At 53.1% G+C, this 22,185-nt stretch carries 19 protein-coding genes; 7 read left to right on the top strand and 12 right to left on the bottom strand.

The features are described from left to right. Positions 1–322: 322 nt before the first annotated feature. Positions 323–1,030: a phospholipase D family protein gene (locus tag A9G06_RS17835; protein ID WP_069556079.1), complete on the top strand. Its 708-nt coding sequence runs from the start codon at positions 323–325 to the stop codon at positions 1,028–1,030. A 23-nt stretch (positions 1,031–1,053) separates the two neighbouring features. After that, entirely contained in the window at positions 1,054–1,926 is an 873-nt protein-coding gene (locus A9G06_RS17830; protein WP_069556078.1) for a nuclease-related domain-containing protein, read from the top strand. A 65-nt stretch (positions 1,927–1,991) separates the two neighbouring features. Here A9G06_RS17830 and A9G06_RS17825 read toward each other — a convergent pair whose 3' ends face one another. The 3 genes from A9G06_RS17825 to carA all read right to left on the bottom strand — a co-directional run bounded on the left by A9G06_RS17825 (position 1,992) and on the right by carA (position 7,826). Next, the gene (locus A9G06_RS17825; protein WP_069556077.1) at positions 1,992–3,143 is read right to left on the bottom strand and encodes a DUF1615 domain-containing protein; all 1,152 of its coding nucleotides are present in this window, start codon (positions 3,141–3,143) and stop codon (positions 1,992–1,994) included. 301 nt (positions 3,144–3,444) lie between these two features. Then, positions 3,445–6,669: a carbamoyl-phosphate synthase large subunit gene (carB, locus tag A9G06_RS17820; protein ID WP_069556076.1), complete on the bottom strand. Its 3,225-nt coding sequence runs from the start codon at positions 6,667–6,669 to the stop codon at positions 3,445–3,447. 20 nt (positions 6,670–6,689) lie between these two features. Further along, positions 6,690–7,826, bottom strand: a complete 1,137-nt coding sequence (gene carA / locus A9G06_RS17815) for a glutamine-hydrolyzing carbamoyl-phosphate synthase small subunit (RefSeq protein WP_031227689.1) — start codon at positions 7,824–7,826, stop codon at positions 6,690–6,692. On the opposite strand from carA, the gene A9G06_RS22080 reads away from it, so the two are divergent. Further along, complete coding sequence (locus tag A9G06_RS22080; RefSeq protein ID WP_139126282.1) at positions 7,818–8,195, top strand: hypothetical protein; 378 nt, start codon at positions 7,818–7,820, stop codon at positions 8,193–8,195. The two genes, carA and A9G06_RS22080, sit on opposite strands and share 9 nt — an antisense overlap. 302 nt (positions 8,196–8,497) lie before the next feature. Here the strand turns inward: A9G06_RS22080 and dapB are convergent, their stop codons facing one another. Then, positions 8,498–9,310 (bottom strand): 4-hydroxy-tetrahydrodipicolinate reductase, encoded by an 813-nt coding sequence (dapB, locus tag A9G06_RS17810; RefSeq protein ID WP_069556081.1) that lies wholly within the window; start codon positions 9,308–9,310, stop codon positions 8,498–8,500. A 273-nt stretch (positions 9,311–9,583) separates the two neighbouring features. Here dapB and A9G06_RS17805 point away from each other — a divergent pair, with 273 nt between their 5' ends. Then, positions 9,584–10,573, top strand: a complete 990-nt coding sequence (locus A9G06_RS17805; RefSeq protein WP_069556075.1) for an alpha/beta hydrolase — start codon at positions 9,584–9,586, stop codon at positions 10,571–10,573. Positions 10,574–10,766: 193 nt separating this feature from the next. On the opposite strand, the gene A9G06_RS17800 is transcribed toward A9G06_RS17805, so the two are convergent. From A9G06_RS17800 to flaA, 7 genes are all read right to left on the bottom strand, one after another. Further along, entirely contained in the window at positions 10,767–12,854 is a 2,088-nt protein-coding gene (locus A9G06_RS17800; RefSeq protein WP_069556074.1) for a 6-hydroxymethylpterin diphosphokinase MptE-like protein, read from the bottom strand. Positions 12,855–12,860: 6 nt separating this feature from the next. Then, positions 12,861–13,160, bottom strand: a complete 300-nt coding sequence (locus tag A9G06_RS17795) for a hypothetical protein (RefSeq protein WP_069556073.1) — start codon at positions 13,158–13,160, stop codon at positions 12,861–12,863. Next, positions 13,157–13,579 (bottom strand): flagellar export chaperone FliS, encoded by a 423-nt coding sequence (fliS, locus tag A9G06_RS17790; RefSeq protein ID WP_069556072.1) that lies wholly within the window; start codon positions 13,577–13,579, stop codon positions 13,157–13,159. The genes A9G06_RS17795 and fliS overlap by 4 nt, the downstream gene beginning before the upstream one ends. A 25-nt stretch (positions 13,580–13,604) precedes the next feature. After that, positions 13,605–15,014: a flagellar filament capping protein FliD gene (gene fliD / locus A9G06_RS17785; RefSeq protein ID WP_069556071.1), complete on the bottom strand. Its 1,410-nt coding sequence runs from the start codon at positions 15,012–15,014 to the stop codon at positions 13,605–13,607. Between the two features lie 27 nt (positions 15,015–15,041). Continuing rightward, complete coding sequence (locus tag A9G06_RS17780; protein ID WP_069556070.1) at positions 15,042–15,482, bottom strand: flagellar protein FlaG; 441 nt, start codon at positions 15,480–15,482, stop codon at positions 15,042–15,044. 33 nt (positions 15,483–15,515) lie between these two features. Beyond that, a complete protein-coding gene (flaB, locus tag A9G06_RS17775) occupies positions 15,516–16,421 on the bottom strand; it encodes a flagellin B (protein ID WP_069527712.1) in 906 nt (301 codons plus the stop codon). 584 nt (positions 16,422–17,005) lie between these two features. Further along, positions 17,006–17,917, bottom strand: coding sequence for a flagellin A (flaA, locus tag A9G06_RS17770; RefSeq protein ID WP_069556069.1), 912 nt, complete (start codon positions 17,915–17,917; stop codon positions 17,006–17,008). A 373-nt stretch (positions 17,918–18,290) separates the two neighbouring features. Between flaA and A9G06_RS17765 the strand changes: the two genes are divergently transcribed. Both A9G06_RS17765 and A9G06_RS17760 read left to right on the top strand, forming a co-directional pair. Next, positions 18,291–18,923 carry a trimeric intracellular cation channel family protein gene (locus A9G06_RS17765; protein WP_069556068.1) on the top strand — a complete coding sequence of 211 codons (633 nt, stop codon included), beginning with the start codon at positions 18,291–18,293 and terminating at the stop codon, positions 18,921–18,923. A 100-nt stretch (positions 18,924–19,023) separates the two neighbouring features. Further along, on the top strand, positions 19,024–19,416 hold the full coding sequence (locus A9G06_RS17760) for a hypothetical protein (RefSeq protein ID WP_069556067.1): 393 nt from the start codon (positions 19,024–19,026) through the stop codon (positions 19,414–19,416). A gap of 75 nt (positions 19,417–19,491) precedes the next feature. Here A9G06_RS17760 and thiI read toward each other — a convergent pair whose 3' ends face one another. Next, a complete protein-coding gene (gene thiI / locus A9G06_RS17755) occupies positions 19,492–20,940 on the bottom strand; it encodes a tRNA uracil 4-sulfurtransferase ThiI (RefSeq protein ID WP_069556066.1) in 1,449 nt (482 codons plus the stop codon). Between the two features lie 177 nt (positions 20,941–21,117). On the opposite strand from thiI, the gene A9G06_RS17750 reads away from it, so the two are divergent. Then, on the top strand, positions 21,118–22,083 hold the full coding sequence (locus tag A9G06_RS17750; protein WP_069556065.1) for a hypothetical protein: 966 nt from the start codon (positions 21,118–21,120) through the stop codon (positions 22,081–22,083). The last annotated feature ends 102 nt before the right edge of the window (positions 22,084–22,185 follow it).

Here is a 22,185-nt window from a genome sequence, read left to right as displayed (position 1 = left end):
AACGCCATTGATAATCCCGAAACCGGCCTTGCCAGACACCAAGCCCCGCCAAGGGGCTTTTTTGCACCTGCGATTTACCATCAACCACAGCCCGCCCCGAAAAATCCAGCCTTGTCACAGAGTTAGTGCAATCTGTCACATATTTCTTCTGATGGAATGGGTAGAATGGATCAGTTTGGCACCCATCATCCACATGGAGCCACGATGTCGATTGCCAGCCGCACTGGCTGGGTGATCACTGCGCCCGGAATGAAAATGACCTGCCGAGCGCCAGCCAAGTATTTGCGCCACCAGTTACACCAAAGGGATAGAGATTTTTGCCATGGCCAAGTTTTTGAATACCAGCGCAACCAACTATTTTCTTGAAGAACTAATCAAAGATGCCAAAGAGCGTCTGATCCTGATCAGCCCCTTCCTCAAGCTCAACGACAGGATCAAGGAGCTGCTCACCGACAAGAACCGCCTCAAGATCGATGTGCGGATCGTCTATGGCAAAAGCGAGCTGCAACCGGAAGAGATCAGCTGGCTCAAAGAGCTCACCTATATCCGCACCAGCTTTTGCAAAAACCTCCATGCCAAGTGCTATCTCAATGAGGAGATGTGCATTGTCACCAGCCTCAATCTCTACGAGTTCAGTCAGGTCAATAACAACGAGATGGGGGTATTGATCCAGCGCTCGGAAGATCATGACCTTTATCGTGATGCCTATGATGAGGCCCAACGGATTATCCGGGTCAGTGATGAAGTCCGCATATCCCTTGAACGGGTTGTCAGTGAAGCCGAAACCCAACAGCCTTCTGCTAACGAAAGTGAGCCAGCCACTGAAAAACTGACCTCATCCAAACTGGCACAAAAGTGGGGGATCAAAACCAATGAGTTGTTGGAAAAAATGGTGACTCACGGCTTGCTTGAGCTTCGTGACAGTAAGCATTACCTCACTGCCAAAGGAAAAGAGGAAGGAGGGGAGTTTAGAATGAGCCCCAAATTTGGCCCCTATTTCCTCTGGCCAGAGGCCATGAATCCCCTCTAATTCACTGACTGGATGGATGTGAAATGGACTTCACTCCCGTTATTGCGGTTCTGCTGGGCCAGTTCTGGTATCTGCTGCCCCTGTTGTTGATTGCCACCCTGATCAAAACGCCCAGGTTCAAAGGGATGGTTGGAGAAGCATTTATCAACTTGGGCATCCGGCTCTTTCTCGACAAGCGGGAGTACCACCTGCTCAAGAACGTGACCCTGCCGACCCCGCAGGGTACTACCCAGATCGACCATGTGATCGTCTCGCGCTTCGGGCTGTTTGTGATCGAGACCAAGAACATCAAGGGGTGGATATTTGGCAATCCAGCCCACAAGAGCTGGACCCAGCAGCTCTATCGCCGCAGACATGCCTTTCAAAATCCCCTGCGCCAAAACTATCTGCACCTGATGACGCTCAAATCCTTGCTGGGTCTTGCTGATCATCAGCTCCATTCGATTATCTACTTTATTGGCGACTGCACCTTTAAAACCCCCATGCCGGATAACGTGATGAACCGTGGGCTTATTCACTATATCAAGGGAAAAACCACGCCGGTGTTGACCCCTGCCGAGGTCACTCGGGTGATCGACACCATCCAGCGGGGACGACTGGCCGCCAATTGGCAGACCCATAAACAGCATGTGGCGCAGTTGAAAGCACGTCACAGCGAGGTTCCCCGCCCGCCTTTATCCGTAGCTGCAATGCCTGTCGTCAATCAGGTGGTGAACGCCTCGCCAACCATCACCGAATCGCTCACCCAAGCAAATCCACTATGCCCCAGATGCGGCAACCCGATGATATTGCGTACCGCCAAACGGGGGGATAACCGAGGCAATCGGTTTTGGGGATGCAGTGGATACCCCAAATGCAGATTCATTGTAAATCTCACGGGGAACAGCAAGGCATGAACCGCCACATAAGGGGAAACTCACTCTCACATCAAGGGCAGCCAATTGGCCGCCCTTGATGTTTCTTAGCGAATCGTCGCCATCTGCCGCACACATCGCTGCTCCCTGTCATCTACCCGCTTGGCAAACCAGGCGGTGGTGAGGTTGCGGGTAATTTTCGGGCTCTTTAGCTGAATGCCGGGCAGGATGGCGCGGGGCAGTCGCTTGCCCGCTTGCTTGTCGGCCAGGGTAAAGATGCGATGGTAGAGATCGGTCTCGGCAAATTCGGCGGTATCCCCTTTGCGCAGGCTCTGGTGGATCGCCTGTTTGCTCATATTGACCCGGTTGGCGAGGGTGTAGACGGCAAGCTCGGTGTTGCCCGGCAGATCCGAGTCATAGCGGATCAGATCCCCGTCCAGCGCCAGAGTTTTGCCACTCAAACGGCTGACGGCGGCCTGAAAGGCGGCATTGCGACTGGCGTACCAGCCGGCGTTGAAATCGGCAAAACGGTAGAGGGTATCCGGGTAGTCGACGGGATAACCGAAGATATGCTTGGTGCCAAACCAGATGCCGCCGCGACGGGTAAAGACTTCGTGGCGAATGGACTCCTTGATTGGATAGGGGTAGCCACGGGCGTTGGCCTCGGCAAAGGCGATGCTCACCTGCATCGGGCCGCCGGTATGCACCGGATTGAGGTTGCCAAACAGCGTCTTGCCCATCGGCAGCATGCTGATCATATCTTCGAAGATTTCACTCATCTCCCGCTCGGTACGCAACTTGTCGATCCGCTCAGCGTAGCTCTTGCCGGTGGGCGAGTTGATGGAGAGCGCGGCCCGCACCATAAATTCGGGGATCAGCAGCTTGGCTGCCCGTGAGTTGATCTCTTTCCAGGCGATCTTGCCAAGGCCCGGCACCACGGGGTCGGCCTGATAAGTGGCTTCCTGCTCCGCCACCGCCAGCACGCTACAGACATTGTGATCATTGACCGTCACCCCCTGGGTGGTGAGCGCCGTCACCACGTCGTTGGCCCACCCCTGTTTGTCCGGCACCTGACGGGGCAAGAAGCGCACGATGCGGCTCTTCATATCCGCCGGTTTGCGCGGCTGCATGGCAGGCGGCGTTTTGGGGTTGCTCACGCTCGCCTCTTTGGCAGGCGCGGAGGCGGGATCACTGGCACAACCGGCCAGCAACAAGGCAGAGCAGAAGGCAAGAAGACGACAGGAAGGCAAAGCGGTCATAAGCATGTCCATTTTTTGTAGGCCCTACAGGCAGCGCCGCTGGCACTGCACTGACAAGCAAAGTGGGGCCATTGTAGAGGATTGCCTGCCGCAGTTGAAACCCGCGCTCGCAGCATCCCCTCCCCTTGCCAGCTTTTGCCACCCCACGCGCCATCAGTTGTCTGCGATGCTGAAGTCATGACCTTCTTCAAGGGCTCACCCGGCCAGAACCGTACGGTGAGCGACAGATAAAAAGAAACCCCCGCCATCGCTGGCGGGGGTTGGTCGTCTGGCAAGTCGGGCTGATGCCCGCTGCAAACTCTTAGCGGTTTTTCACCTTCTGGTGCAGCTCCTGCACCGAGTTGACATTGGCGGTGGCATCCACGCTGATGGCCATGCAGGTGGCAAACGCCTCATTCATGGTGGTGGTATACGCCACTTTGTTTTGCAAGGCGGCGCGGCGCAGCTGCTTGGAGTCCTCGATGGCCACCCGCCCTTCGGCGGTGTTGACGATGTAGGTGTACTCGCCATTCTTGATGCGGTCGAGAATGTGCGGGCGACCTTCGTGCACCTTGTTGACCAGACGCGGGTTGATGCTCGCCTCGCCCAGCGCGACGGCGGTGCCGTGGGTGGCATCGAGCTCGTAACCCAGCTCCAGCAGCTTGGCGGCCAAATCGACCACCTGAGCCTTGTCACTGTGACGCACTGACAAGAGGGCACGACCCTCTTTTGGTACGGCGTGGTTGGCACCCAGCTGCGCCTTGGCATAGGCCTCGGCAAAGCTGCTGCCCACCCCCATAACCTCACCGGTGGAGCGCATCTCCGGCCCCAGCAGCGGGTCAACCCCCGGGAACTTGGCGAACGGCAGTACCACCTCTTTCACCGAGTAGTAGGGCGGGATGATCTCTTTGGTAAAGCCCTGCTCTTTCAGGCTCTGGCCAGCCATCACGCGGGCGGCAATCTTGGCCAGCGGGGCACCGGTCGCCTTGGAGACGAACGGCACAGTACGGGCGGCACGCGGGTTCACCTCGATGAGATAGATGTCATTGCCCTTGACCGCGAACTGCACGTTCATCAGGCCGATAACGCCGAGCTCCAGCGCCAGCTTGCGCACCTGCTCGCGGATCTCGTCCTGAATCTTCTTGGACAGGGTGTAAGGAGGCAGGGAGCAGCCGGAGTCACCGGAGTGGATCCCGGCCTGCTCGATGTGCTCCATGATGCCGCCGATAACCACGTCGGTGCCGTCGCAGATGGCATCCACGTCCAGCTCGGTGGCATCGTCCAGGAAGCGGTCCAGCAGTACCGGCGACTCGTTGGAGACGCTCACCGCTTCGGCGAAGTAGCGACGCAGGTCGGTCTCGTCGTAGACGATCTCCATGGCGCGGCCACCCAGCACGTAGGAGGGGCGAACCACCAGCGGGTAGGTGATGCGCTCGGCCACCACGACCGCCTGTTCCAGCGCGGTGACAGTGCCGTTTTCCGGCTGCTTGAGGCCAAGGCGCTCGACGGCAGACTGGAAGCGCTCGCGGTCTTCGGCGCGGTCGATGGCATCCGGGCTGGTACCGATAATCGGCACACCGTTGGCTTCCAATGCCCGTGCAAGCTTCAGCGGGGTCTGGCCACCGTACTGGACGATAACGCCCTTGGGTTTCTCGATGCGCACGATTTCCAGCACATCTTCCAGAGTCACCGGCTCGAAGTAGAGGCGATCCGAGGTGTCGTAATCGGTGGAGACGGTCTCCGGGTTGCAGTTGACCATGATGGTCTCGTAACCGTCTTCGCGCAGGGCCAGCGCCGCGTGTACGCAGCAGTAGTCAAACTCGATGCCCTGACCGATGCGGTTCGGGCCGCCACCGATGACCATGATCTTGTCGCGGTCAGTGGGGTTGGCCTCGCACTCTTCGTCATAGCTGGAGTACATGTAGGCGGTGTTGGTGGCGAACTCGGCGGCGCAGGTGTCGACCCGCTTGTAGACCGGGAAGATGTTGTGGCGGGCACGCAGCTTGCGCACTTCCCCTTCGGCCACACCGAGGATCTTGGCCAGACGGGCATCGGCAAAGCCCTTGCGCTTGAGGGCACGCAGGAAGTCGGCATCCAGACCCGCCATGCCGCGCTCTTTCACCTCTTCTTCCAGCTTCACCAGCTCTTCAATCTGCACCAGGAACCAGGGGTCAATCTTGGTCAGCTTGAAGATGCCGTCCATGGAGAGACCGGCGCGGAACGCATCGGCGATATAGAAGATACGGTCGCTACCGGCGTCCTGCAGCTCGTGACGGATGCGGGTCAGGGAGTCCGGGGCATTGAGGTCAACCATGGGGTCGAAGCCGGTTTTGCCGGTTTCGAGGCTGCGCAGCGCTTTGTGCAGGGACTCCTGGAAGTTGCGGCCGATGGCCATCACTTCACCGACCGACTTCATCTGGGTAGTCAGACGGTCGTTGGCACCGGCGAATTTTTCGAAGTTGAAGCGCGGCACCTTGGTGACCACGTAGTCGATGGCAGGCTCGAAGGAGGCCGGAGTGCGACCGCCGGTGATGTCGTTCATCAGCTCGTCGAGGGTGTAACCGATGGCGAGCTTGGCGGCGATCTTGGCGATGGGGAAACCGGTCGCCTTGGAAGCCAGCGCAGAGGAGCGCGACACCCGCGGGTTCATCTCGATGATGACCATGCGGCCATCTTTCGGGTTGATACCGAACTGGACGTTGGAGCCGCCGGTCTCGACGCCGATCTCGCGCAGCACCGCCATGGAGGCGTTGCGCATCAGCTGGTACTCCTTGTCGGTCAGCGTCTGGGCTGGCGCGACCGTGATGGAGTCACCGGTGTGGATACCCATGGGGTCGAAGTTTTCGATGGCGCAGACGATGATGCAGTTGTCGTTGCGATCCCGCACCACTTCCATCTCGTACTCTTTCCAGCCGATCAGCGACTCGTCGATGAGCAGCTCTTTGGTCGGCGACAAGTCCAGACCGCGCTCGCAGATCTCGACGAACTCTTCGGTGTTGTAGGCGATGCCGCCACCCGAGCCGCCCATGGTAAAGGAGGGACGGATGATGCAGGGGAAGCCGACCATCTGCTGCACGCCCCACGCCTCTTCCATGTTGTGGGCGATACCGGCGCGCGGGCACTCCAGGCCAATGCTGCGCATCGCCTTGTCAAAACGGGAGCGGTCTTCGGCCTTGTCGATGGCGTCGGCGGTGGCACCGATCATCTCGACACCGAACTCGGCCAGCACGCCATGCTTCTCCAGCGCCAGTGCGCAGTTAAGCGCAGTCTGGCCGCCCATGGTGGGCAGAATGGCGTCCGGGCGCTCTTTCTTGATGATTTCGCGCACCACTTCCCAAGTGATGGGCTCGATGTAGGTGGCGTCTGCCATCTCCGGGTCGGTCATGATGGTGGCCGGATTGGAGTTGACCAGAATGACGCGGTAGCCCTCCTCCCGCAGGGCTTTACACGCCTGGGCGCCGGAGTAGTCAAATTCGCAGGCTTGGCCGATGACGATGGGGCCGGCGCCGAGGATCAGGATGCTCTGAAGGTCATTACGTTTTGGCATGAAACTCTTTCCTCTATTCCTTAGGCGCGATACTGCTTAATCAATTCAATAAAGTGGTCAAAGAGACCGGCACAATCGTGCGGGCCCGGGCTCGCTTCGGGGTGACCCTGGAAGCTGAAGGCCGGACGGTCGGTGCGATGGATACCTTGCAGGGAACCATCGAACAGGGAGACGTGGGTGGCGCGCAGGCAATCCGGCAGGCTGTTCTCGTCTACCGCAAAGCCGTGGTTCTGAGCGGTGATCATCACGGTGTTGTCATCGAGGCTCTTCACCGGATGGTTGGCGCCGTGGTGGCCAAACTTCATCTTGACGGTCTTGGCACCGGAGGCCAGACCCAGCAGCTGGTGACCCAGACAGATGCCGAATACCGGCGTGCTGGTATTAAGGAAAGCCTTGATGGCCTCGATGGCGTAGTCGCACGGCTCGGGGTCGCCGGGGCCGTTGGAGAGGAAGATGCCATCCGGGTTCATCGCCAGTACCTCGGCGGCCGGGGTCTTGGCAGGCACCACGGTCAGGCGGCAGCCACGGTCAACCAGCATCCGCAGGATGTTGCGCTTGACGCCAAAGTCATAGGCTACCACGTGGTATTTCAGCTGGTCGGCATCCGGGGTGACGTGCCCCTTGCCAAGCTGCCAGCTCCCTTCGGTCCAGTTGTACGCCTCACCAACCGTCACCTCTTTGGCCAGATCCATTCCCTTCAAACCGGGGAAGGCGCGGGCCTGTTCGAGAGCATAGGCTTCATCGACCTGTTTCCCGGCCAGAATGCAGCCAGCCTGAGCGCCTTTCTCGCGCAGGATGCGGGTCAGTTTACGGGTGTCGATGTCGGCGATGCCAACGATGTTGTGAGACTTGAGGTATTCGGAGAGGGATTGCTGATTGCGGAAATTGGAGGCAAGTATCGGAAGGTCCCGGATGATCAATCCCTGAGCATGGATCTGACTGGACTCTTCATCTTCGCTATTGGTGCCGGTGTTGCCTATATGGGGGTAAGTGAGGGTGACTATCTGACGGGAATAAGAGGGATCGGTGAGGATTTCCTGATAGCCCGTCATCGACGTATTGAAAACCACTTCACCAACGGAACATCCCTCGGCGCCTATCGACACGCCTTTGAACACAGTTCCATCTTCCAGCACTAGCAATGCAGTGTGATTCAAGACAACCTCCAGTTATTTAGCTTTAAATTCAGCAATTTACCTGGGTGTTGCGGGCTCGGTTCCGGTCTTGGACAGGACTCGAACCCGGCAGATTTCTGGCAAATTGGGCGCATTCTACTTAAAAAAAGTGGCATTTCAACGTCTTTTCTCAGATGGAATGCATCTAAATTCAATAAAAAAGCAACATTACCCATTATCTATGCACTCAACTGCTTTGCAACCCCCTCCCGCGAAAGAAAAGGAAAAATCACCATCAAAAGATGCAATCAAGCCAGCAATAAAGACAAAAACAAACAAAAAAAACCAATTAAAACAATGGTTTTTATTTTTACACAAAAAACATTAATGACAAATTTAACGCTTTTATGATGACAAGATTGAACATAAAAATTGGAAAACGTTTTTCCGCGTTTGAATTTTTAGTCTTTTCCAGTCCGTGTAAAAAAATAGCTTTATCCGCCATAAAGATGCTCAAATCTGTTACCTGGTGATGACATTCAGGAAGGGAAAATCTGGCGGATAACGCAATAGTGTGATTTATAAGGAGTTCAGTTAAAAATTGCAGGCAGCGTGTCTTTTTACACAAACTCTGGCTGACTGACAGCAAAAACCCCGGCAAGCCGGGGTTTTTCACTGGGGTAGCAGTAGTACGAAAGTGCCGCTCAGAGGCATCACTTGAGATTGAGCACATCCTGCATGTCATAAAGGCCGGCACCCTGCTGACCAAGCCACTTGCCCGCCCGCACAGCACCGTTGGCGAAAGTCAGGCGACTTGAAGCTTTGTGGCTGATCTCCACCCGCTCGCCGATATCGGCAAACATGACGGTATGCTCTCCCACCAGATCGCCGGCGCGAATGGTGGCAAAGCCGATAGTGTTGCGATCCCGCTCGCCAGTGATCCCCTCGCGGCCATAGACGGCGCACTCCTTGAGATCCCGACCCAGCGTTTTGGCGACCACTTCCCCCATGGAGAGCGCAGTACCGGATGGCGCATCCACCTTGTGGCGATGGTGGCCATCGATGATCTCGATGTCGGTGTAATCCCCCATCACCTTGGCGGCCTGCTCCAGCAGCTTGAACACCAGGTTGACCCCGACCGAGTAGTTGGAGGCGAACACGATACCGATCTGCTTGCCCGCCTCTTTCAGGGCGGCCTTGCCTGCATCGTCAAAACCGGTGGTGCCGATCACCATCTGCTTGTGGTGGGCCAGCGCAAAGGCCAGATTGGCAAGGGTCACCTCGGGGCGGGTGAAGTCGATGATGAGATCAAACTCTTCGCGCACCTTGTCCAGACTATCGCTGATGGCCACGCCCAGATGGCCCAGCCCATTGAGCTCACCGGCATCAAGGCCGATCACCGCCGAACCCGGCCGCTCCAGCGCGGCACCGACCACTACGCCATCGGTGTTGGTGATGGCCTCCAGCAGCACCTTGCCCATACGACCATTACAGCCCATCACGGCCACACGGATCGGATTGTCCATCTCCACCCTCTCATCTCTTTTAATTATGGAAAGAGACCGTTTTACCAGCCTGCGCCGGGTTTGAAAAGCCATGATGCCACCACACCTTGCTGCACTCGCCAACGGCAGCGCCCACTGGCTGGCCAAGAACTTCCTTTTGGTCACAGGCCGTTTTTCATCGTCTCACTCCATCATTTGGCAGAGCGGGTGCCATCTGATAGGTTCGAACGAGTGAAATGCCAGCATAAGCAAAATCAGGGCCACGCCCGTGTCGATATCAAACGAGGTGCAAGGATGAGCGCAGGATTGCTGTTTGCTGTGGGGTTGATATCACTGACCCTGGTCATACTGGCCGCGGCTCTGCTGTTTGGCGGGCCGAGCTCGGCACCGGCGATGGCCAGCATCAACGACCCTTTCAAGGGGAGTGACTGGAGCAACATGCCACCTCTCTCAAGATACCCGGCGCGTGACGGCACGCAGTTGGCCTATCGGCACTATGGCGCAGAGGGCAATACGAAGAACAACAAGGTCAAGGGCAGCGTGGTATTGGTTCACGGCTCTTCTGCCAGCAGTCAAAGCATGCACAAGATGGCGAACGCCTTTTCGCAAGCGGGATACGACGCCTACGCCCTCGATATTCGCGGCCATGGTGCATCGGGCAACAAAGGCACCATTGCCTACATCGGTCAGCTTGAAGACGATCTGGAAGATTTCATCAAGTCGGTAACCCCCGACAAGCCTGCAACACTCGTCGGTTTCTCGTCAGGAGGTGGCTTTGTCCTGCGCGTTGCTGGCAGCACGCGACAAACCCTGTTCGAGAGCTATCTGCTGCTCTCCCCCTATCTCGGCCCCACCGCCGCCAACTACCGGCCCAACAGCGGTGGCTGGGTGCGTGTCGGCTTGCCTCGCCTCATCGCCCTGAGCATCCTCAACGGTTTCCATATTTTCGCACTCAACCATCTGACCGTGCTGAACTTTGCCCTCAATGATGAGGCGAAATCCCTGCTGACCCCCTCCTATTCCTTCAACCTTGCTTCGAACTTTCAGCCAGAGCGCGACTATCAGCAGAATTTGCGCAATGTGCAACGCCCCTGCGCCGTGATCGCGGGTGCAAATGACGAAGCCTTCCAAACTGATCAACTTGAACCTGAGTTAAGACGTCTCGGCATCTCCTGGCCCGTCACCCTGCTGCCCGGTATTGGCCACATTCCTTTGACTCTTGATAGAGACGCCTTGAATAGCGCAGTGCAGATCGTTGACGACTTGGAAAGAGAGTCCCCATGACAACATTGGTTTATGTCATGGCCACGATATAGACGGTAACCTTGTTGAATACACGATTATCAATCCCCGTAGAAACTAAACTCAAGCATAACTACATAAAATAACGTCAGTGACATATAAAAGGACCATGCTTTTAAAAAACATGACCCCAGTCACGATTATTGAATGACTCTCGATTCAGCAGACATTACATTCAACGCAATTTAAATACATCAAGCCCTATAAAATAAGCCGAATCATGTCCTTCCAATGCGCCAGCATAAATGCTTTTGGCATCAGTAAAAAACTGATCCAATATAGTGATTGTAGAATTTAACTTTTCTGTCAACGCATCATCAGAGTCATTTATATGAGCCATCATCAAACTAATGATATTGGCATAGAAATAATTTATTGATCCTATCAGCACACGGTAAAGATGGCTATCACGACTCATGAACAAATACAGCAGATAATCATGATGGCGTTGCATCATCGATTGAATTGCGTTGCGTTCACGAGGAACTACTTTCCAATCATCAAGCAACTTATTAACTACATCATTAAAAAACGGCACGTTAATAGCCGATTGGAAATCAATACTGGCAACATCAAATGGTTTGAAACAACGAAACAGCAAATCATCAATGAAGGCTCGCTTATTAAAAACTGGCCAATTTGGGTTTATCTGCTCAACCCGACGAGGTTCAGCACCAGCAACATAGGCACCATCACTACAATTGATACAACGTACTTCAGGATTATTTTCCAAAACCTGAGCCATATTGTGAATAGAGAGACCAAATAAATGATTGATACGGACTTCACCACCAAAGTTACCACGAGCAGGAAATGTCTCTTTCAGATTTTGATGGTATTTAGCTTCCTGCCTTTCATTATAGTAAAGGCTCAAACTGGAGTGATGCTTATCGGCGGACTTATATCCATTATCAATACCAAAAAGATAAATATCTGTGAAACCAAGCAATGCCGCGTAATTAAGACCGGTATTCCCAACAAATGGGTTTGAATACTCGATTGAATTAAACTGAAACTGTTCACCAAAGTGAGTGGCCAGTAGTTTATACATGGGCTCATTGGGTTTAAATGCTAACCCGGTTTTGCGGAAAAAAGTCTTGCACTCAGGATGAATAACATCCACGCTTAAAAAAACACTATCCTTGAGAAACTCCCCTGCATCCAGAATATGCAAAAAATCTGCTGAGCTTTTGGTACGCTCAACAGCAACATAAATATCTGGCTTGATCCCAGCTTTATAAAGTGCGCTGACTGCGGTGCCACAGGCAATGATAATAGCCTGACGTTGATGATCTCGAATAAAATCAATGCTCTGATCTAACGATGGCCCGTTTCCAACAACAAATACAGGTATGGTTGCAGATGAAGATGTGTCACGTTGCCGCAGAAGAAATGGTGTGCCATCTTGCAGATGAGTATGGCTATGCGCTAGTGCAAAAACATTATCATCAAAAAAACCCCAACCCGTACGCAGCAGATAGAACTCATTTTCAACCTGGTTAATAAGCGAATGCAACTTTGGTGAATGATAATGGCAGAATGAGAAATATGCTGCAGACCAGAATGCACCTTTACGATGAAGTGCTTCCATCATATCAGCTGCTAATAACTTTTCATCAACCCCTATGAATAAATGCAAGCTTAAAGACTCTTGCTCCATATAATCCAGCAAAGAACGCCAGTCAAAGCAATATAAAGATGCATAAAACATATCAACATCTGGTTCGAAGGCGAACAAATTCTTTATTTTGCATCGCTCGTATAAATAGCCCAGTTGATAACCTAAACCTATTCCATACATCAAGGATAATGGAATGTCCATTGAAAGTGCACTCTTGAGTGATAACCCTTCGAGCGCTGATTGTTGTTTAAGCTTGGATATTTCGTTGTTATATTTTATATGTATTTGATCATCAAAATACCATTGCGGTGCAAAATCAATACATTGCAAAATACTTTGTTCAATTACTTCATCAATTTGTGATTCAGCATCTGCGAATGGATCATCACCGTATAACGAAACTTGCTCATCAAGCCACAATATATTTGGAATGCCATTTTCATTGCAAAAAAAACGGAATGGCCGTACTGGTTGATATGATTCAAAAAAATCATATATACTTGGCATGAATTTCTTAAAGGCATCCATGTTCATAGCAAAACGAACAGGCAATACCTCCAACATAGCAATTTCCTGTTGCTTTTGCTTCTCAAGGCGAACAAGCTCACTCTCGATAATTGTAATTTCTTGTTTAATATCCATGTATGCCTAACCTGCGTTCAGCTTGTACATATCAGATGCTCGACCTGCTTTTGAAATTTTCCACAAAGTCGCTTCTGTCTGATTCTTTGCATGTTCTATCCGCTCATGCAGGGTTTGAAACTGCACCAATGCTTGTTGGTGATCCATGTCAAGAACCACATGTGGCGGAATATTCTGAAAAACAGCATCAAGGAGAATGAGATAATGGTCGATCAACTGTTCAGCCGTTTGCACATCCTCCTGTTCGAACAAGGTAAGTAATTTTTTACCTGTTGCGATTAATTCTGGCAAACGGTTATTGCTCATTCGGTTCCGCCCACCTTTTGTTGAGCCAAGGCCTTATCGCGCTCCTCGACAGGAATGGCATCCCAACCGCTTTTCACGGTCAGCATCAGATTCATAACCTCATCGACAGCTGTGATATCCATATCACGGCTTGCATCCATCATCCGAACTTTCATGTAGTCATAAAGCGCAGAAAGGTCTTCGGGAATCTTACCATAAGAGAGATCAAGTGAATCTTGCAGCCCGTTGATAATGGCCATTGCTTTAGAGATAGACTGGGATTTTTGCTCAAAATCTCGACGTTCGATAGCACCACGAGCCTGAGCCAAGCGCTCCAGGCAACCTTGCATCAAAAGTTGAATCACGCGGTAAGGATCAGCTACAGCCAATTCGGATTGCAGATTCTGGGTGGTATAAGCTTTAATATTTTTACGATACATATGAGACACCACTCATCACTTCAAATTAACTATTTTGGGTATTCAGCAGATTCAAATATGAAGCAGACTTGTTCATCTTGGCCAGCATGGCATCCAGGCTTCCGTAACGGGCCCGCAAGGTCTCCTGATATTTGGTCAGCTGAGTGGCAACATCTGACTCTTTGCGGCTCACTTCACGCAGATCTGAATTCAAAGAATCTTCTCGCTTAGCCAGCAAACCACCGGTCTTGGAATAGGTTTCCAGCTGGCTGGCCAACTGACCTGCGACACCATCCTTGCCGCCAAAAACTGCCACGACCTGATCGAAATTCTTGTCGATAGCCTCGTTGAACTTGGTATCGTCGATAGACAATACCCCCTTGTTATCCATCTTTATACCCATCTGGAAAATCGTTGAGTAAGTGGAGGACTTTTGCGAGGGCTCGGTGATGATGCCATTCATCATATTGACGACGGCACGCGTCGTTGCATCGCCCGCCAGAGCTCCACCATCATTCTGGCTCTTCCCTGCCACGATAGAGTTGCGCTTGCCGAGCTCATTGCTTTTCTTAACCAGTGCGTTGTAACCGTCGACAAAGCTTTTGACCATGTCCTTAATGCCAGCTTTGTCGGTGGTTACGTCAACTTTGTTGGACTTATAAGTCTTGGTCACCGAACCATCGCTTGCAGTTGTGCTCGTACTATCAGATTCCCTCAAAACTGTCAGTTTAAGACCAACTATAGTGCCATCAAATGTGTTGGTAGCACTGGTAAGCGTGTTTCCATCTACCTTGATTTGAGCATCTTGCGCGGATTGAGTTTTTGACAATTTAGAAGTGAAGTTATCTGCCAACTCAGTGGTGCTTCCGGTGATCTCCAGATCCTTGCCACTCCCGCTAACCCCAGAGTCAATCACAAGTTTAGATTTACCATCAGATGTGTTCATGATGTTGACATTAAGACCAAAATTATCGCCATCATTATTGATGCGTTTACGAATGGACTGTATCGAGTCCCCCGCCTTCACATCCACATCAAAGATCTTATCACCAGCCTTAAAGGTCAAGGTTCCATCTTGAGTGATCATTGGAGTAGTCGAAGAGTCAAAACTGCCTTCAAATTTGCTAGTTTTCGCCAATTTTTCGACAGTTATATCGTATTGCCCGTTAGAGGAACCCGTCTTGCTCTCCACCTTAAGCACCGGATTATCTTTATCCTGGGTAATATTAATCGAGCGTTTGTTGAACGCATCATCCTTGGACATGGCTTGGAGTGTCGTCACAAAAGAGGCGATAGCCGATTTCAACTGCCCAACCCCTGAGAGAGTGATCTGAGCATTGGTCTTCTTGGTGGTGATGGGCTGCATCAGCTGTGCCTTCTTGGCATTGACGCTTGCAGCAATGACAGACTCCAAATCCAGTCCTGATCCCGCACCAGCAGACGTAATAGTGGCCATTCTCACTCTCCTCGTAAAACTTGCGTATTAAATCTCTTTATCAAGCAATAATCCGACTCTTGAGCCACCACCTATCACATCACCTTCACGCAGATCCTTGAGACGCTTGCTGATAGCCAGCAACTCTTCACTTGGGATCTGCCGGATCATTGACTTGGTATTGGCGTCCATCACCTTGATAACAACTTGCTCGAGATCCTTTTCGACGCTGAAGTTGACGGTCCATCCCTGTAACTTGCTGAACTCCTGCAAGTTTTGTACCTCTTTTTCAATGTCCTTATCAGAGACATCAGACTTGCGGACCTTTTCTTTGGCTCGCTCCTCTTGCTGTTTTTCCACATCCTGTGTCATCACCCGCTGCTCTTCCGCCATGCCAGATAGCACTTGAGCGGCCGATTGGCCGCTCTTGCTACTTGACTGAAGAGAAGAAGGAGTGACCGATGAGGGGATTCCAATGTCATTGGCCATATCGTCGCTCCTTTTCTATCTCATCACTACTCATTAACCCAACAGGGACAGAGCAGATTGCGGTCTTTGGTTGGCTTGCGCCAAGATACTTGATGCCGCCTGCTGCAGGATGTTCTGCTTGGTCAGGTTGGCGGTTTCTGTCGCGAAGTCCGCATCACGGATACGCGAACGTGCTGCACTCAGGTTTTCGGACACGTTGGACTGGTTGCGAATGGTCGAGTCAAAACGGTTTTGTACCGCCCCCAACTCTGCTCGCTTGCTATCAACCGCCTTTATCATGAAATCAAGGTTGGCCATGGCAGTCTGGGCATCTTTAGCGGTTTTAATACTGCTAACACTAGTTGTTGTAACCGCTGTAGTTGCTTTGGCAACAGTATAGGGCTCACCTGTGGTACTGGTAGTTACTGTTGCACTCCCTTTTGTCGCAGATGCAATGCCCTTGATTGTGAAAGCAGATGTCATCTTGAAGGTAATTGTTTGCCCTGCATCTGCACCGACCTGGAAGGATCCCTTATAAGTACCATCAAGCAGCTTTTGACCACCAAAAGTGGTATCGCCAGAGATACGATTTATCTCTGTCGTCAGTTGGTCATATTCCTGCTGCAAAGCGACACGATCATCCGTGTTGTTGGAACCGTTCGCTGATTGCTGAGCCAAAGTGCGCATCCGTTGCAACATGGAGGTCACTTCATCCATCGCACCTTCCGCAGTTTGTGCCACAGAAATACCATCGTTAGCGTTACGATTACCTTGATCCAAACCGTTAACCTGTGAAGTCAAACGGTTGGAAATCTGTAAACCAGCAGCATCATCCTTGGCTGTGTTGATACGAAGACCGGATGCCAACCTGGTATAGGAGGTATCCAGCGATTTGTTGGTATTCATCAAGTTACGCTGGGCGTTCAGTGATGAAACGTTGGTGTTAATGTACATAGCCATAAAATATTCTCCCGAAGAACATGCAACTGCAGGTTGCGTCGTCCAAACAAAACGACGGCCCACCGTTTGAAGAGCAGGTTGAACAGGCCTGTCTCTTCAGGCGGGTGTCTGTTTGAACGAACAGGTCACCCGCAGTAGTGCAAACGTTGGATTCCGAACACCCCTCGATTGCTTCACTTTATTTAACGGCAGCACAGAGGCAAGCTTTAGGAAAATTGTTGCCTAAAGCGGCAAGTTTTCTCCGGGAAGCGGCAACAGGATATGAATTGAGCAGCATCACCATACAACTCACTGCTGATGATGGCCCAGTTTACAGGAAGAAGGATGTTGGCACGGTTCATGCTAAACACTGATAGAGTGACGTCAATTTGGCGGCACAATAAAAAGAGGCCGGTAAACCGGCCTAAAGATGAGCATATGCTCAGGAGAATATGACCAAGCGTGACAGAACTGAACAACTGGACAACACTTGGCATTACTAGTAGAGATTTATATCTCTCCCGATAGAACAGAGTGCGACCCGAACACCCCTTTGTTCCATCTCTTGATCAGGGCGGCCTGAACAACCGCCCTGTTTTCTTTTGTTAGCCTTGCAGCAGTGACAGTGCAGACTGCGGACGCTGATTTGCCTGAGACAGAATGGTCGATGCTGCTTGCTGCAGAATGTTCTGCTTGGTCAGGTTGGCAGTTTCAGTTGCAAAGTCAGCATCACGGATACGTGAGCGGGCAGCACTGACATTTTCAGATACGTTCGCCTGGTTACGAATGGTAGAATCAAAACGGTTCTGAACAGCACCCAGCTCAGCACGTTTACTATCCACAACTTTAATCATGTAATCCAAGTTTGCCATAGCTGTTTGAGCATCTTTGGCCGTGGTAATAGTGCTGATGCTTGTAGTTGCGACATTACCTGTGTTGCTTTTAGTCACAGTGTAAGGCTCACCTGTTGTAGTTGTCGCGACAGTAGCATTCCCCTTCGTAGCCGAAGCCATCCCTTTGATAGTAAAAGCCGATGTCATTTTAAACGTAATTGTTTGTCCTGCATCTGCCCCCACCTGGAAAGAACCTACGTAACCACCATTGAGCAATGTTTGCCCACCGAACGTGGTATCTTTAGCAACACGGTCAATTTCAGTCATCAGTTGAGTGTACTCTTGCTGCAACGCGGTACGGTCATCTGTGTTGTTGGAGCCGTTGGCTGATTGCTGAGCCAGAGTACGCATACGCTGCAGCATAGAGGTGACTTCATCCATCGCACCTTCAGCTGTTTGCGCTACCGAAATCCCATCGTTGGCGTTACGGTTCCCCTGATCCAACCCGTTAATTTGTGAGGTCAAACGGTTGGAAATTTGCAGACCCGCGGCATCATCTTTGGCACTGTTGATACGCAAGCCAGATGCCAGTCGAGTGTAGGAAGTATCCAGTGATTTGGTCGTATTCATCAGGTTACGCTGAGCGTTGAGTGATGAAACGTTAGTGTTGATATAAAGGCCCATGACTATTCTCCTAAGCTATTAAATTTACTCTTCTATTTGCTCAAGCTTTATTATTTTCTGTGCCCGATGCGTCTTATTTAACGGCTCGTTTTTGGATGTCTTTAGCATTTTTTTCAACGCTTCATCGCATTAACGCCGCTTACCTTATATATCGGCGGGTCAAGGGAAAACTTAAGGAAAAAATCGGACCTAAACCTGTGATGGGCTCAACCTTCTGAAGCCCGTCAACGGCAGGGAACAAACGAGACACTACCGGTTCGTGCTGCGAGAAAAATCCGTCCCGACTCTCAATTTTGTCGAGCACTGTTGGCGATTGGGCTCACCAGCCCCTAAAATCGCGGCCCCATCAACAATTTGGCGTAAGTTGTTCTCCATGCAGACACTGGTTGAGCAGATTGTTTACATCAGCGACATGTTTGGTACTGCGGTATTCGCGTTTTCAGGGGTATTGGTGGCTGGCCGACTCAGAATGGACGGGTTTGGCGTCATGGTTTTGGCGGCGGTCACTGCCATCGGCGGCGGCACCATCCGTGACATGATCCTGGGAGCCACCCCCGTGTTCTGGGTGCGCGACCCGCTCTATATCTGGGTCGTCATTGCGACGGCGCTGATCGGTATGTGGATGGTCAAACTGCCCCGCAGAATGCCCTGGTATGTGCTGCCGGTGGCCGATGCCTTCGGACTGGCCCTCTTTACCGTGATCGGTACCCAGAAGGCCCTCAACTTCGGCACCCCAGGGCTGATTGCCGTGATCATGGGCACCATGACCGGGGTAGCCGGTGGCATGATCCGCGATGTACTGGCGCGGGAGGTGCCCATGGTGCTGCAAAAAGAGATCTATGCCACCGCCTGTATCCTCGGCGGCATTCTCTATACCCTGGCGCTTGAGGCAAACATGGACAGGGTAACGGCCATGCTCATCTGCATGACGGCCGTGTTTGGCCTGCGGGTAGCAGCTATCTACTGGCATCTGTCGCTGCCCACCTTCTCGCTGCAACGCAATTGAGAGCAGGCCCACAGCGTCATCATGTCGCTGTGGGCCTTGCGTTGAACCAAATAGGCTTTTCTGTTGTCATAGAAGCAGTCGTTGTTAGCCGGAACTTCTCATGCGTAAAATCGGTATGCTTACCACCCTCCTCCTGGCGAACGTGATGACAGCCCACGCCGAAGCACAAGTGGTATTTGGACGACTGGCCTCGGCGCCGGTGCAGCAGTTCAACCAACAGATACGCCAGGCAAGCCATCAACAGCAAAACTGGGTTAATGACTACCGTGAGGTCGCTCTGCGATTCGTCGGTCATGGTGACATACCCAGCCGCATCCATGCCCAGCAGCTGGACAATGATCTGGTGCTCTCGGTCGCCCTCGACGGCAGCAAGAGTGACATGATCTACATCCTGACCCTCTATCGCAGCAACAACCTGTGGCAGATGCGGGAGGCGGAAATGGGCTGGCGTTGTCAGGGGCAAGACTCCTTCACTCCGGTTCCCTGTCCCTGATAGTCATTGCTCACTCTGTGAAATAAAAAAATCCGGCACATTGGCCGGATTTTTTGTGGGCAAAGCAAACCACGCTTACGGGCGGTACACCTTGACGTTGTCAAAGCCCTTCTCTTTCAGATAGAGCGCCTGCAGCTTGCTCATCACACCGCGATCGCAGTAGAGCAGGTAGGTCTTCTCTTTGGGCAGATCGCCAAAGGCGGTGGCCAGCTTGAAGAAGGGGATATGCAGTACTTCACGACCTTCCACCACCAGCGGCTTCTCGTCGTGTTCGTCGGCAGAGCGGATATCCAGGATCACCTCGTCAGCGCCCAGCACCTGGGTGGTTTCCACCTCTTGCACTTCAGCGGCAGTCTCTTCACCGATACGACGGATATCGAGGTAACGGGCCTCGGAGACCACCTTGTCCAGAATGGAGAAGTCAAAATTGGCCTCTTCCTCTTCAATGCGGGAGAGCTCGGCCTTCACGGTCGGCTTTTTGGAGATGACCCCACAATACTCCGGCATGGTCTCGGCGAACTCCAGGGTGCCGATGCGGCGGGCTTCATTGATGATGTCCGGCTTGTCCCAAGTGATAAGCGGGCGCAGGATCACCTTGTCGGTGACCCGGTCGATCACGTTCAGGTTGGTGAGAGTCTGGCTGGATACCTGACCCACACACTCGCCGGTCACCAGCGCCGGGATCTGGAACTCATCGGCCACCTTGGCGGCAGCACGCATCATCATCCGCTTGAGCACCACGCCCATCTGACCGTTGTCGATCTTCTCGAGGATCTCGGCAACCACCGGCTCGAAGTCCACAGCGGTGAAACGTACCCGGTGGGAGGAGCCGAAACGGTTCCACAGGTGGTAGGCCACCTGCTTGACGCCGATTTCGTGGGCCGCACCGCCCAGATTGAAGAAGCAGTAGTGCACGCGGCAGCCGCGCTTGATGAACTGGAACGACGCCACGCCGGAGTCAAAACCGCCGGAGAGCAGGCTCAGCACATCTTCCTGGGTCGCGATGGGCATGCCGCTCAGGCCCTGATGGATGGCGCTGACGATAAAGAGCTCCTCACCGTCGATCTCGAGGTTGATCTTCACATCCGGGTTCTTGAGGCGCACACCATTGCTTTCGCAGTGCTGATTCAATCCACCGCCCACGTAACGCTCAACCTCGAGGGAGGAGAACTCATGCTTGCCGTGGCGCTTGGCGCGCACGCAGAAGGTTTTGCCCTTGAGCTGGTCGCCCCATACGGCTTTCACCTGCTCGAAGATGTCGTGCAGATCGGTAAACTTGCTGGCCTGAACCTCGAGGAAAGCCTGAATGCCCGGAATACAGGCCAGGGCTTCGATAGCCTGCTCGCGGAACTGGTCATTGCGGGAGCTCACAATCAGCTTGTCCCAATCCATCCGTACGCGGGCATCGTCGTCGAAGCGGCGCAGGACATTGCGGATATTGCCCTGCAGGATCTTGATAAAGCGCTGGCGAACCGACTTGCTCTTGATGGTGATTTCCGGGAACAGCTTGATAATGAACTTCATGGTAATGACTCGGGTGACCTTGATTTAAGGGCGCGAATTATATCAGAACTTTGTGGTCAGCGCCTACTGGATGAGCGTTTGCTCACATTCCCCTACGCAATGTTTGCCGCACGGCAGCAATCTTGCGTATATTCCCGACCCTGCGCCTCGCCAGATTTTTGACAACAGATTGATCCGATGAAGACCTATATCTACTACCCCGGTATGGAGGTACGCGACGAGCTCTGGCTCAAATTTGCCCTGCTCTATCTGGAGCGGCTTGCCTTTGTCTTCACCGTCAGCGAAAAGAGCGGTCTCACCGCCCTGCTCGATACCCTTCAACAGCAGACCGATCTGCTGGCCGTGCGGCCCGATGCCGCCTTCTTTGCCGCCATTACCCCGCAACTGGAGAGCCAGATAAGCGGCCTGGTGGCCCCCGATTTCGTCCGCCACAAGGTGTTTGGCAACAAGGAGCTGATTGGTCGCTGGCGTCAGGAGGCCAACCACGACTGCTTCTGCCCAGATCAGGCGGGACTGGAGCGACTGCACGGCTTTTGCCTGACTCACGGCTTTGCGACCCGGGATGAGGGTGGGATCAGAATGGCGCGGCGCTTTGCCAACCTGATCTCCATGCGCCTTGCCCGTGAGTGGGCACTCGCCAATGACGGGGCGCTTATTACCGATCACGACTATCTCGACCGCCTGCTCCATCTGCTCGAATCCCGCTACCACAATCGCGGCGGTCAGGATTGCTTCCACCTCGAGATCCCGTTGCAAGTACCCACTCACCTCGGCGAGATCTCTTTCGCCGAGCTTATCGCCCTGCGCGGGCGCAGCGGCTTTCGCCAGCAGTTGGCCGAATTTCATCTGGCCCTCGACAACCTGCTCACCATGCTGGGGAGCGGCTATGCCGATCCGGCGGCCCTGACCCGATTCGAGCAGGCCCGGCAAGGGCTGAATCAACTGCTCGGCCCCGAGACCATCAGCATGCCACTTACCACCCTGGTCAGCACCAGCCTGCCCGCCGTGGCAATGCTCCACCAGTTAAAGGCGAGCCATCCCGAAAGCGACCTCATCTTCCATCCCATCAAGAAGAGCCACTTTCACCAGCGCAAGAGCCAGCACTTCTTCACCCGGCTCGGTCATCTGCGCCAACCAGGCTGAATTGGCGGAATGAAAAAGGGGTTGGCATTTGCCAACCCCTTTCGTTATCTGCAGCCTACCAATCATCACCCCGGTGATTGGCCCGCTCTTGTGCGTCACGGC

Origin of the sequence: Aeromonas sp. DNP9, assembly GCF_001728955.1 — a bacterium.
GTDB classification, from domain to species: Bacteria; Pseudomonadota; Gammaproteobacteria; order Enterobacterales; family Aeromonadaceae; genus Aeromonas; species Aeromonas veronii.
The sequence above is the reverse complement of the archived record's forward strand: the minus strand, read 5'-3'. Positions and strand labels throughout refer to the sequence as shown.

Coding starts and splice junctions, on each gene's coding strand:
- A9G06_RS17760 (WP_069556067.1), top strand. CDS start 19,024: ATGCGTAAAATCGGTATGCTTACCACCCTCCTCCTGGCGAACGTGATG.
- fliD (WP_069556071.1), bottom strand. CDS start 15,014: ATGGCCACTATTACGTCTGCTGGTGCGGGATCAGGACTGGATTTGGAG.
- thiI (WP_069556066.1), bottom strand. CDS start 20,940: ATGAAGTTCATTATCAAGCTGTTCCCGGAAATCACCATCAAGAGCAAG.
- fliS (WP_069556072.1), bottom strand. CDS start 13,579: ATGTATCGTAAAAATATTAAAGCTTATACCACCCAGAATCTGCAATCC.
- A9G06_RS17795 (WP_069556073.1), bottom strand. CDS start 13,160: ATGAGCAATAACCGTTTGCCAGAATTAATCGCAACAGGTAAAAAATTA.
- A9G06_RS17830 (WP_069556078.1), top strand. CDS start 1,054: ATGGACTTCACTCCCGTTATTGCGGTTCTGCTGGGCCAGTTCTGGTAT.
- A9G06_RS17750 (WP_069556065.1), top strand. CDS start 21,118: ATGAAGACCTATATCTACTACCCCGGTATGGAGGTACGCGACGAGCTC.
- carB (WP_069556076.1), bottom strand. CDS start 6,669: ATGCCAAAACGTAATGACCTTCAGAGCATCCTGATCCTCGGCGCCGGC.
- A9G06_RS17805 (WP_069556075.1), top strand. CDS start 9,584: ATGAGCGCAGGATTGCTGTTTGCTGTGGGGTTGATATCACTGACCCTG.
- dapB (WP_069556081.1), bottom strand. CDS start 9,310: ATGGACAATCCGATCCGTGTGGCCGTGATGGGCTGTAATGGTCGTATG.
- A9G06_RS17780 (WP_069556070.1), bottom strand. CDS start 15,482: ATGGCCAATGACATTGGAATCCCCTCATCGGTCACTCCTTCTTCTCTT.
- A9G06_RS17835 (WP_069556079.1), top strand. CDS start 323: ATGGCCAAGTTTTTGAATACCAGCGCAACCAACTATTTTCTTGAAGAA.
- flaA (WP_069556069.1), bottom strand. CDS start 17,917: ATGGGCCTTTATATCAACACTAACGTTTCATCACTCAACGCTCAGCGT.
- flaB (WP_069527712.1), bottom strand. CDS start 16,421: ATGGCTATGTACATTAACACCAACGTTTCATCACTGAACGCCCAGCGT.
- A9G06_RS17800 (WP_069556074.1), bottom strand. CDS start 12,854: ATGGATATTAAACAAGAAATTACAATTATCGAGAGTGAGCTTGTTCGC.
- A9G06_RS17825 (WP_069556077.1), bottom strand. CDS start 3,143: ATGACCGCTTTGCCTTCCTGTCGTCTTCTTGCCTTCTGCTCTGCCTTG.
- A9G06_RS17765 (WP_069556068.1), top strand. CDS start 18,291: ATGCAGACACTGGTTGAGCAGATTGTTTACATCAGCGACATGTTTGGT.